The sequence below is a fragment of the Prevotella sp. genome (assembly GCF_036570325.1).
GTDB lineage: Bacteria > Bacteroidota > Bacteroidia > Bacteroidales > Bacteroidaceae > Prevotella.
Genome location: NZ_DATCYK010000022.1, coordinates 1 through 10,616, shown reverse-complemented (window position 1 = coordinate 10,616; position 10,616 = coordinate 1). Strand labels below are relative to the sequence as shown.

Annotated in this window: 12 protein-coding genes; 3 read left to right on the top strand and 9 right to left on the bottom strand. The window is 49.4% G+C overall.

The window, feature by feature from the left end:
- The 5 genes from VIR50_RS01740 to VIR50_RS01720 form a co-directional block, all read right to left on the bottom strand.
- Positions 1-734: hypothetical protein (locus tag VIR50_RS01740; protein ID WP_331933428.1), on the bottom strand; the 734-nt coding region annotated here is incomplete at its 3' end.
- 18 nt (positions 735-752) lie between these two features.
- On the bottom strand, positions 753-1,382 hold the full coding sequence (locus VIR50_RS01735) for a hypothetical protein (RefSeq protein ID WP_331933427.1): 630 nt from the start codon (positions 1,380-1,382) through the stop codon (positions 753-755).
- 126 nt (positions 1,383-1,508) lie between these two features.
- A complete protein-coding gene (locus tag VIR50_RS01730) occupies positions 1,509-2,753 on the bottom strand; it encodes an outer membrane beta-barrel protein (protein ID WP_331933426.1) in 1,245 nt (414 codons plus the stop codon).
- On the bottom strand, positions 2,750-3,292 hold the full coding sequence (locus VIR50_RS01725; RefSeq protein ID WP_331933425.1) for an RNA polymerase sigma factor: 543 nt from the start codon (positions 3,290-3,292) through the stop codon (positions 2,750-2,752). The genes VIR50_RS01730 and VIR50_RS01725 overlap by 4 nt, the downstream gene beginning before the upstream one ends.
- A 6-nt stretch (positions 3,293-3,298) precedes the next feature.
- Positions 3,299-3,727 carry a hypothetical protein gene (locus VIR50_RS01720; RefSeq protein ID WP_331933424.1) on the bottom strand — a complete coding sequence of 143 codons (429 nt, stop codon included), beginning with the start codon at positions 3,725-3,727 and terminating at the stop codon, positions 3,299-3,301.
- Between the two features lie 192 nt (positions 3,728-3,919).
- Between VIR50_RS01720 and VIR50_RS01715 the strand changes: the two genes are divergently transcribed.
- Both VIR50_RS01715 and VIR50_RS01710 read left to right on the top strand, forming a co-directional pair.
- Positions 3,920-5,179 (top strand): peptidase U32 family protein, encoded by a 1,260-nt coding sequence (locus tag VIR50_RS01715; protein ID WP_331933423.1) that lies wholly within the window; start codon positions 3,920-3,922, stop codon positions 5,177-5,179.
- A 78-nt stretch (positions 5,180-5,257) separates the two neighbouring features.
- Positions 5,258-6,028 (top strand): DpnI domain-containing protein, encoded by a 771-nt coding sequence (locus VIR50_RS01710; protein ID WP_331933422.1) that lies wholly within the window; start codon positions 5,258-5,260, stop codon positions 6,026-6,028.
- A gap of 88 nt (positions 6,029-6,116) precedes the next feature.
- Here the strand turns inward: VIR50_RS01710 and VIR50_RS01705 are convergent, their stop codons facing one another.
- The 4 genes from VIR50_RS01705 to VIR50_RS01690 all read right to left on the bottom strand — a co-directional run bounded on the left by VIR50_RS01705 (position 6,117) and on the right by VIR50_RS01690 (position 9,925).
- Complete coding sequence (locus tag VIR50_RS01705) at positions 6,117-7,232, bottom strand: 1-acyl-sn-glycerol-3-phosphate acyltransferase (protein ID WP_331933421.1); 1,116 nt, start codon at positions 7,230-7,232, stop codon at positions 6,117-6,119.
- 79 nt (positions 7,233-7,311) lie between these two features.
- Positions 7,312-8,193 carry a PfkB family carbohydrate kinase gene (locus VIR50_RS01700; protein ID WP_331933420.1) on the bottom strand — a complete coding sequence of 294 codons (882 nt, stop codon included), beginning with the start codon at positions 8,191-8,193 and terminating at the stop codon, positions 7,312-7,314.
- 185 nt (positions 8,194-8,378) lie between these two features.
- On the bottom strand, positions 8,379-9,701 hold the full coding sequence (locus tag VIR50_RS01695) for a class I adenylate-forming enzyme family protein (protein ID WP_331933419.1): 1,323 nt from the start codon (positions 9,699-9,701) through the stop codon (positions 8,379-8,381).
- Positions 9,701-9,925: an acyl carrier protein gene (locus VIR50_RS01690; RefSeq protein WP_331933429.1), complete on the bottom strand. Its 225-nt coding sequence runs from the start codon at positions 9,923-9,925 to the stop codon at positions 9,701-9,703. Before VIR50_RS01690 ends, VIR50_RS01695 begins: the two co-directional genes overlap by 1 nt.
- 170 nt (positions 9,926-10,095) lie before the next feature.
- On the opposite strand from VIR50_RS01690, the gene VIR50_RS01685 reads away from it, so the two are divergent.
- Positions 10,096-10,616: SDR family NAD(P)-dependent oxidoreductase (locus tag VIR50_RS01685; RefSeq protein WP_331933418.1), on the top strand; the 521-nt coding region annotated here is incomplete at its 3' end.

Here is a 10,616-nt window from a genome sequence, read left to right as displayed (position 1 = left end):
ACACGCAGTTTGAGCCGTCCTTTGGCCCAAGCGAATTGGTAAGGCATTTGCTTATCGAAGACGGTCACGGCTCGCAGCGGCTCCTTAAAGTTCGCTTCTATATCGAGGGCAGGCGTCTCGTGACTGGCCATCTTTATGGTTCCGGTCAGCTCGCAATAAAGTTTGTCGTTCTCATCCACGCCCCATGTTGCGTCCATTTGCTTGGCGCCACCGTCAAACACGTTGATCTCGTCGGCCCACGAAGCGATGTCCTCCGACACGGCAAAGGTGTAGTCGCTCAATGCCCAATGCTTATCGTCGCTCACGTCGGCCTTCAAGTTATACTTCGTAAGGTAGCGGTCGCTGCCCCGAGCCATGAGCATTTCGGCCGAAAGTTGGCCCGCGGTCGTCTCGGAGAATACGAATGTCTCGAAATCATAGTCCGAACGGCGATTCTGAAGCGTCCATTTCCTCACGCCACCGGCCTCCGACACGTCCTTCACCACTACCGGGAGGAATCGCTTTTCCCAAAAAACCTTGCGTTCATCATCGGTCGCCAGTTTGAAATACTCATGCGACAAACGGGCCATGAAAAGTATGTCGGTCAGTGGCTCGTTGGCCGTCTTTACATAGCGATAGGCCTGTTGGCCGGGCATCGTGGCCTGACGGTTACGGCTTATATCCTCCTTGTAACAACTCGTAAGGGTCAACGCGATCATCAAAAGGCAAAAAGCCTGATAAAATATCTTTCTCATCATCATTCAATTGTTAAGTTAGAAACGACAACCAAGCCCCATTCGGACCACTCCGAGGCAACCATAGCCCAGCTCGGTACTGAAGAACACACGCTTACCCACTTGTATGCCGAAGGCCGTGAGCTGGCCCGTGAGCTTGATTTGGTCACGCGAATAATTACTATAATGAAACTTCTCATGCCCCAACGAGGCACCTATGCCGGCCTCGGCGTACATACGAAACCCTCTGTGACGCAGGTAATAAAAGCGCAAGGTAGGCATAACGGTGAAGTAACTCTCAATGTCGGTCACCTTGGTACGGCCGGTCAGGCGTTCTTTCCAATCACATTTTTCGCGCTCGTAGCTCACCGTCAGACCGTAAGCGAACCAGCGTTCCCACTCCACATCACGGCGATAGCCTACGCTGAAGCAAGGCGACTGCTCGCTCCCATCCTCATAAACCTTGAGTTTGCGATAGGTTTTGAGCGGCGAATCGCTGGCATACATGATGTCATAATCATACTCATTACCCAGTGACCAAGGCATGTTCGAGGTACTAAAGCCCATACCCAGCATAATCTCATTACGCGGAATATCGTCGGCCTGCGCCCTTCCCGCCACGGGGAAGGCCAAAAGCAGCGATAAAAGAAATACACATGTTTTTTTCATTATCTTTATTATTAGAAATTATCAATCCGTCTTTAATCTTTCATTACCTGAGCGGTAACGACTCATCTCCTTCAACTTCTCAACCTTACAACTTCAATTTCTCGACATCGCAACCGAGCCTTTTCCTTACTTTATCTCCACTCTGACGCCCATTTGGAGCGACGGGCTGAAAGGCTTTTCCTTGAAATAAGTCTGTACGCTGCTGCCATTATCGAAGGCATAACGCATCGACGGTTCCACGTAAAGTCCCACGGCGGGCAACAGATGGTACACGGCACCCACACCGGCCGTGGCCGATAGCTGCGGCCTATCTTTCCTCATGGGCTGCCGGGTGCCCTCGGTCTCCATGCGGGCATGTACGTTGAAGTCGATTTGCGCACCGCCCGTGGCATACAAGCTCAGCCTTCGCCCATGCACGAAGCGGTAGTTAAGGCCCAGCGGCAGCCCGATGTCGTGCAGGCGCTGACGACTCTCGATGGCATGACGGCGCATTTGCCGGGTAAAGGTGGCATTGAGTTGGGTATAGACCATGCCCGTCGTGAGGCTCCAATTATCGGCCAGCGGCACATTGACCGTCAGGCCCACCGATACCGGAAGGGCATGGTGCGTCTGCTCGCCGTAGCCCACCAAGTAAATCGGATGGTTGTCCTCCACGGACGCCGAGCGGGCCATGGGTTTTACGGAAGCCCTCGAAAGGAGGTATTGATTGCGCATTTCGTCCGACATGGTCACACGGTTGCTGTGGCGATAGTCCATCAGTCCGTTGCCGGCGTAAAGCCTTAATTCCACGCTTTGCCCACGGTTACTCCGCCGATGGGCAGAAGTCGGTGGCGACAAGGGTTCGGAAGAGGGCAAGGCTGTGGCCCCATGGGCAGGCTTATCAATGGTTTCAGGATGCTTGGAAAGGCTTTCGGCGGTCGAAGCAGAGCCTTTCGGGACATTCCTCGCCACATAGTCGGCCGTCGTGTCGGCCACTTCGGCAGGCTCCACACAGCCAAGCCTATCCGTATTTTCAGGCACCACGGGCCACGAAAGGCGGGCCACGGCCTTTGACAGCGGGCTTTCGGCCTCATCATGGAGCAGCTCACGCAGCGTGCGGGCTTTGCGCTCCATCGGCGCTTTCGGCCGCTCGAGGCGGGCCACGGCCTGCTCCCCATGACGACTAAGCCAGTAAACGCTGCCTGCCACCAGCCCTAACAGCACGGCAGCGGCGGCTATCCATCGACGCAAGGATAGGCCATGGGCGGGTCGTTTGCCCACAGACGGGCTGTCGAGCGCCTGCTCTATGCCGGCCCACAAGCTGTCGTCGACGGGTTCTTCCTGTCGTTCCATCCGCTTGCGGAGTTGTTCGGTCCAATCTGTTTTGTTCATATTCCTTGTGTCTTGTTATATTCTTTAATCATGTGAGCCAGCATTTTCTTGGCCCTGAAGTACTGCGAGGCCGAGCTGTTTTCCCTGATCCCCAACTCACGTGCTATCTCCTTGTGCGTCAATCCCTCGAAAACATAGAGGTTGAACACCATTCGATAGCCGGCCGGAAGGCGATTGAGCAGCTCGGTGATGGCCTCGGGAGGCAGTTGTTCCACGGGAGGTTCGTCCTCATCGGGCAGCTCGGGCATGGTGTCGGCGAGCACCCAGCGCTCATGTTTCTTCACATAATCGAGCGAAAGGTTGACCACTATGCGCATGACCCACGCCTCAAGCGTTCCCTCGCCCCGCCATTTGAAGCTGTCGATATGGGTAAACACCCGGACAAAACTATCCTGAACGATGTCCTTTCGGGCGTCAGCGTCGGCCACATAGCGATGACTTACGGCCATGGCTCGTGCCGCGCAACTGTCGTACAGTTGTCGCATGGCCCGCCGGTCGCCCCGCCTGATGTCGGTCAGGAGTTGTTCTTCCGAAATCATTTCCCGTTATTGATTGGTTCGCCTCGTAGCGTTGAATTGGTATTCTTGGCCGTCAATAACGATGATACCGCTCCACAGACCGTTCTTCTTTTGGTAAACGGCCACGCACTTTTCGGACGCGGGTTCGTTCTTCAGCGTCAGGTTGAAGTATTCATTGGTGTCGGAGCTGCCCGTATGGATGTAATAAGCCGACACGTTTCCGGTGCTTCCGGGCAGTTGCACGAACGTCATTTCCGTGCCGGTTACCCGCAGGGTGGTCGTGGCAAGGGTAGTCTTGTCTTTCGTTATGTCCACTTCAAACGTGCCACGCCATGGCGCCGCGATCGTATTTCCCTGCTCCATGCCTTGCTCGGAGTAACTAGAGACATCATCAACGCTGCAAGCCGAAAGGCCGACCAATGCCACGAGAAGCAGTAACCACAAATGTTGTTTCATATCGTTTTTTTTACTTGTTCTATCATCATAACTCTTACCTTATGAAAATCTTGCATGGAAAAATACAAAAAAAATCAATTCACCCCGTTAAAACATGCCTTATCGCATTAATTTTCGTAATTTTGCAGTCGTAAACTAAGTGTGATTCAGCTTTTTAATGGAAGTTTACACATTATCAATATCAAGAATCTTATGCAACAAAACATTTCAGAATATGAAATCATGGCGCCCGTAGGCTCACGCGAAAGCCTCGCCGCCGCCATTCAAGCCGGTGCCAACTCGGTGTATTTCGGCATTGGCCAGCTCAATATGAGGTCGCACTCGGCCAATCATTTCACCATTGACGACCTGCGGGAGATAGCCGCTACCTGCGCCGAACATGACATTAAGACCTATCTTACGGTAAATACCATCATCTACGGTGAGGACATCGCCACGATGCACGAGATAGTTGACGCCGCCAAAGAGGCCGACATAACGGCCGTTATCGCCAGCGACGTGGCCGTGATGGCCTATTGCAACGAGGTGGGCGTTGAGGTTCACCTCTCTACCCAGCTCAATATAACGAACATAGACGCCCTGAAGTTCTACGCACGTTTCGCCGATGTGGTGGTCTTGGCACGTGAATTGAACATGGATCAGGTAGCCGACATCTACCGACAAATCAACGAACAGCACATCTGTGGCCCCAAGGGAGAACTCATCCGCATAGAAATGTTCTGCCACGGTGCCCTTTGCATGGCCGTCAGTGGCAAGTGTTACATGAGTTTGGCCAACGCCAATAGGTCGGCCAACCGGGGCGAATGCGTACAGATATGCCGGCGGTCGTACACCGTTACCGACAATGAGACGGGTAACCAGCTCGAGATTGACAACAAATACATCATGAGTCCGAAGGACCTCAAGACCGTTCGATTCATCGATAAGATGATGGAGAGCGGTGTCAGAGTGTTCAAGATAGAGGGCAGAGCCCGCGGTCCGGAATACGTACACACCGTAGTGAGCTGCTATAAGGAAGCCATACAGAGCGTACTCGACGACACCTTCACCGAGGAAAAGAAAGATATGTGGGATGAGAAGCTGGCCACCGTCTTCAACAGAGGCTTTTGGGATGGGTATTATCAGGGGCAGACGTTGGGCGAATGGAACGAGAATTATGGCAGCGCCGCTACCGAAAAGAAAGTATTGGTGGGCAAAGTCATCAAGTATTTCTCCAAGCTCGGCGTGGCCGAAATGGCTATCGAGGCCTCCGAAATCAGCCGTGGCGAGCGGCTTCTCATCACGGGTCCCACCACCGGCGTCATGTATCTTGACGCCACGGAGATACGCTACGACCTCCAACCCGTCGACAAGGCCGAGAAAGGATGGCGCGTCTCAGTGCCCGTTCCCGATAAAGTAAGGCCTAATGATAAGTTGTTTAAGATTATAAAAGTGGAGCCGAAGAAGAGGTAAAGGGTAATCGGTTAAGACCAATTCTAAAATCATTTCTGATTATTCATGGTATAAACAGAAAACACGAGTTCTTCTTGTATGGATCTACATTTCAATATTGCGTTAGCAACTCAATATAGGAGTGCCAGCCAAATTGCCCGAGTACTAACGGAAGATTGGCTGGCACACCACATGTTTTGTCCCATCTGTGGAGAAATTTCCATAAAAAGAGCAGAGGCAAATGCTCCTGTAAAAGATTTTATATGCCAAAACTGTAAGGCTCAATACGAACTGAAAAGCAAGAAAGCCGACAGCCCCCGATTCCAATCTACCGTAGCAGGAGGAAGCTATCATACAATGATTGAGCGTATAACATCGCTGGATAACCCGAGTTTTTTCTTCATGCACTATAATCATTATGAAGTAAATAACCTGATCATTGTACCTAAGTGTTTTTTCACTCCGTCCGTCATAGAAAAGCGCCATGCGTTAACAACCTCTGCCAGAAGGGCCGGATGGGAAGGATGTAATATCCTAATGGGCGCCATCCCCTCCACTGCTAAGATTCCTATTATATTCAATGGCGCGCCACGGCCTATCAATGAAGTCGTCACTCACTATAACAGAATCTATAATCTACAAACCCAATCACTCGAAAACCGCACTTGGTTAGTAGATATTCTTCACTTAATAGAACGCCTTGACGAATCGTTTACGTTGAGCCAGATGTACTCTTTCGTAGAAGAACTCAAAATACGACATCCCAATAACCACCACATAGAGGATAAAATAAGGCAACAATTACAATTCCTTCGTGACAAAGGATTGATAGAATTCAAAGGACAAGGACTATATAAAAAGGTAAGATAACGACGTAGCTTAACCTTTTTATATAGTCCTTGAAACTTTTATATGATAGATCTATGCGCTTGTTATTTCTTTTTTAAAGGCTTCCCCACTACTGATTTCGCACGGGATTGGCATAAATTCCCAAGAAAATATCTTTCAAGACATCGGGATCGGCAACGTCATAGTCATTGAGACGGGCCATGGAATGCTTGAATTCGGCCAATTGGTCGGGGGTGTAATGCTGCTGATAGCGGGTCTGACCATAGCGCAAATCATGGGCTATATAATTTGAAGGATAACAAACGTAAGCCTTGTTGATGCGGCTATCGATCAGCTCGGCCACCTTTTTGTGGTACTCATTGTTGGTACAATTATTATAACATGACAGATCGGCCTCGGTAAGTTCATCGCATAGCGCAATGTTGACTTGCCCTTTCTGCTGCAAAATGCCCGTAAGAATGCTGTTAAGGTCCTCGCCCGGCTTTTTGATATAGTTTTGAAAACGACTCTCATAAAGCTCTATGGCCTTCAAGATGTCGCAGCTCTCGCGCTCATAACTAATGCTGACAGGTACGATATGTAACTCACTCAAGGCCCGAATCTTATCCTCGGGCTTGCTCATACAGAACATTTTGATGATTCCTTGGTCCGTATGGTCGTTGCCATCCTTGGTCCGCCCATTGCGCTGGGCTATCCAAACGCTCTCGCGTTGGTCGATAATGACATGGCGGATATAGTCACTCAAATGCTGTGATGACATGTAAAAATCGCGCATGCGGCCACCTCGCTCCACTCTGAACATCTTGTTCGATTTACCTATATCGGTCACCAAACCGGGTTGCATAAGGTTTGCGCCAAACGTAACCTGCGACGTTTCCCGTCCATGTTTCACAAGCAAATACTGCAATAGCGAAGCATCGAGCATGATGTCGCGGTGATTGGATACGAAAAGATATTGGGTATCGGGGTCCAATCGCTCGAAGCCACTATAGGTAAGACGGTCAATACTTCGACTGAGAATCCGCAGATTGACCGCCATCATCACCTCATGCTGAAACTCACGAATGGTCCGGAAAGACAGTAAAAGTTGGCGAACCTGCTCCAAACTACGGTCGGGGAATATCCATGAAGCTAAGAGTGGGAAGCCGTCAGACTCAACGATACGGCGCATGGCTGCCGGTATTTCTTCGTCACGAAAGGGACGAATATCATCATAATTATCCATGAATAAAATCTTAAAAAAGCAAGCTATAAAAGCAAGAATACTATGAGTAACTTCGTGCTTTTATAGCTTTTACAATATTCTATCGGAAAGATTGTCCGGCAACTCGCTCAATATCTTCAATCGTTCCGTCGAAAGGACCGTTATGTTCTAACTTAAGCGTACACATGGCTGCTGCGAACTTTCCGGCCTCAAGGTAATCAGCGCCTTGTGAACGGAGGTACAAATAGCCGGCCGCATACGTGTCGCCACACCCCGTAGAGTCAACTCGCTGGCGGGGTTCATAGGCTGGTACGTGGAAGAACTTGCTATTAGCTAAAATAAACGAGCCGTAACTGCCCAACGTGATAATCACCTCACGCACACCCGAAGCGGCCAAGCTCAAGGCTACTTCACGAGGATTGCGGTTGCCACCGAGCGACACCATTTCATGCTCATTGAGCTTTATAACATCTATGTAAGGCAAAAATTTCTTCTTATCGTTCCATCTTACCGCCCTCACGTTCTCGCCTTTCGCTTCTCTCAGATAGCCTTGCACGTCAATGGAGATCTCTCCTTTATTCGCCAAAGCCTCCACTACTTCCAACGGAAAGTCATCGGGCAGCAGCGAACCCAAATGAAATACCTTCGCATTGAGCGACGCTACTTCATCAAGCGTAAAGGGATCGGCCTTGGCCAACACACGTTGCGTGCGCTTATTAGCGTCTTTATCGTAACGATTCTCAAAGTAAACGGAATGAGCACTCTCATGACTTACAACATCAATGCCGGCCCGACGCATTTTATCTATTTCTCCTTCCTGCTCTTTTCCCACCTTCGTTATCAATTGGAACGAAGTCGTTGGAGGTAATTGGTTGATACCATAAGCCATATAGAAAGAAGTTCCTCCGGCCATATTTACAGAGTACTGCGGTGTAACTATCCTATCCAGCGTTACATGTCCGATACAACATATATCTTTCATCCAAATAAAAATTATGTCATTATATTATAAAGATAGGACCATCTTCGGGCAATCAAGCTCACGCTAAATTGCTAAGACGCTACCTATCTTGAGCAAAGATAGTATATCTTTACTAAAAACCCACATATATTTTCCGGTTTTTACACAATTCATCCCTATCTTATACTTTTTTGGCAATTATTATTCTAATCCACAGCTCGCCCATAACGCTTGCGATCGGGTTTGCCATTAAAGGTTTTATGAATACGTTCCACTTGCTCATATAGCATGGGAACTTTATACCGTTCCAAGTGTTCACGCAAATAAGCAGCCAGTTGTTTCATGTCGAAAGACCGGTGTTTTTGGGGCACAACCAGCAATTTGAGCACGGTTCCCATCATCGGATGCGACGCCGGAACACATAGACAATCGGCTATTCCCTCCATGGAAAGGGCGGCATTCTCTACCTCTATGGGGGCAACTTTCAAGCCCCCCACGTTAATAAGGTCGTCCGCTCTTCCCTGAAGATACAGACGTCCGAGCTCATCCACATGCCCTAAGTCGGCCGTAAGAAAGGTTCCGTCGCGCAGAAGTTCATTTGTCAACGCCTCGTTTCCCACATATCCCGACATGAGCGTATCGCCCTGACAAGCCACCCGCCCATCATCCGTCAGCATGAAACGGCTGTGGCGCAACGGCAAACCAAGACATCCGCCCACGCAAATGCCATCATTGTAATTATAAGTTGATATGATTCCCGTCTCGGTTGAGGCGTATGTATTGTATAAACGGCTGTCGGGAAGCAATTGACACAGCTCTTTCATGTCGCCATGGGCCATCGGAGCCGCCCCCGTTTCTATGAAATCTATTTTATGAGAGATAGCTTTCAGGCGCTCACTGCTAAACATGAGCAACATCCGAATGCTAGCCGGAACAAGGAACGTGGCCATTTTACGGCATGGATAGTCGAAAGCGGCATAAAAAGCATTGAGATCTTTCATGCCCTCAAGCAAATAAAGAGTGGCGCCACACTGCACCGTGGGATACACTTTAGACAGACTGCCAAGGTGATTGAGCGGCCCACTGATAACAAAAACAAGCTCATGCGTATATCCTTGTGCCGCAACAAGGTTATCGGCATTGGCCAAGATCGCCTTATGACTTATCATTACGCCCTTGGGATGGCCCGTAGTGCCGGTAGTAAAAAGGATGTCGGCCACATCGGAAGGTAGTTTCAATCCCTCCAACTCTTGCTCCATCTGCCGCAACTGTTGGTCCGTGGCGTCCTTTTCCATAGGCACTGCCACGGCGCCGGCTACATGAATGGCAAAATAAGTGACCAGAAAATCAATGGTAGGACTGCTTCTGAACACAACCGCCTGCCCACGCTTGTCAGCCAAAGCAACCGCCTTGGCCTGCACCTTGTCAAAAAGTTCGGCATAAGTGACAGCGCTATTAGGCGTTACAATCGCCCTCCGCTCGGCATGAAGGAGGGCATTCTGCCGCAGAAAGTCCTCTATTCTCTCCATTATTTCTCCGCCAATTTACGGTTAACCAATGCCACTATCGCATCCAATGACTTCAGATTCTTTGGCGTGGCGTCCTCTATCTCCAGCGTAATATCGTATTCCTTTGATAATATCATCAGGATAGTCGTAACTCCCAACGAGTCGAGTTCGCTGAAAAGAAAATCGGAATCAACATCCACCAAAGGCAATGCTTCCTCTAAAAGTGTCCTGATATGTTCTTTCATTTCCATCATATTTCCTATTTTTTACGACGCAAAGATAAAGATAAAAAATGTAATCACATAGGCCATAGGCCAAAAGGAATGCCTAATTTTTCTTTAAATCCTTGGCTCTATGCGGAATTGTTATTACTTTTGCGCATATATATAAAGGAGAAAATCAAGATTAATTCAGAATGAGATACGCACTTGTTACGGGAGGCTCACGAGGTATCGGGAAGGCCATTGCCCAAGAACTGGCCAAGGCTGGATTACCAGTTATCATCAATTATCGCAGCAATACGGAAGCTGCTCAAGTAACTTTGAATGAGATAATCGAACAAGGTGGGCAGGCTGAATTGCTGTCATTCGATGTCAGTAGCCCTGAAGCTATCGAGCAAGCCTTGGCCGATTGGGAAGCCAAACATCCCGATGACTACATCGCAGTGGTAGTAAACAACGCCGGAATACGGCGCGACAATCTGATGATTTTCATGCAGAACGAAGAGTGGCACGACGTTATTGACACGCCACTCAATGGTTTTTTCTACGTAACACGCCGTCTTTTAAAGAATATGCTCACCCATCGAGACGGCCGTATCATCAATATTACTTCGCTCAGTGGTATCAAAGGACTGCCCGGACAAGCCAACTACAGCGCTGCCAAGGCTGCTCTCATCGGCGCAACCAAGGCTTTGGCGCAGGAAGTAGCCAAGCG

What these genes read in the sequence shown, in the direction of transcription:
- VIR50_RS01735 (WP_331933427.1), bottom strand. Translation starts at nt 1,382, where the DNA reads ATGAAAAAAACATGTGTATTTCTTTTATCGCTGCTTTTGGCCTTCCCC.
- VIR50_RS01730 (WP_331933426.1), bottom strand. Translation starts at nt 2,753, where the DNA reads ATGAACAAAACAGATTGGACCGAACAACTCCGCAAGCGGATGGAACGA.
- VIR50_RS01725 (WP_331933425.1), bottom strand. Translation starts at nt 3,292, where the DNA reads ATGATTTCGGAAGAACAACTCCTGACCGACATCAGGCGGGGCGACCGG.
- VIR50_RS01720 (WP_331933424.1), bottom strand. Translation starts at nt 3,727, where the DNA reads ATGAAACAACATTTGTGGTTACTGCTTCTCGTGGCATTGGTCGGCCTT.
- VIR50_RS01715 (WP_331933423.1), top strand. Translation starts at nt 3,920, where the DNA reads ATGCAACAAAACATTTCAGAATATGAAATCATGGCGCCCGTAGGCTCA.
- VIR50_RS01710 (WP_331933422.1), top strand. Translation starts at nt 5,258, where the DNA reads ATGGATCTACATTTCAATATTGCGTTAGCAACTCAATATAGGAGTGCC.
- VIR50_RS01705 (WP_331933421.1), bottom strand. Translation starts at nt 7,232, where the DNA reads ATGGATAATTATGATGATATTCGTCCCTTTCGTGACGAAGAAATACCG.
- VIR50_RS01700 (WP_331933420.1), bottom strand. Translation starts at nt 8,193, where the DNA reads ATGAAAGATATATGTTGTATCGGACATGTAACGCTGGATAGGATAGTT.
- VIR50_RS01695 (WP_331933419.1), bottom strand. Translation starts at nt 9,701, where the DNA reads ATGGAGAGAATAGAGGACTTTCTGCGGCAGAATGCCCTCCTTCATGCC.
- VIR50_RS01690 (WP_331933429.1), bottom strand. Translation starts at nt 9,925, where the DNA reads ATGAAAGAACATATCAGGACACTTTTAGAGGAAGCATTGCCTTTGGTG.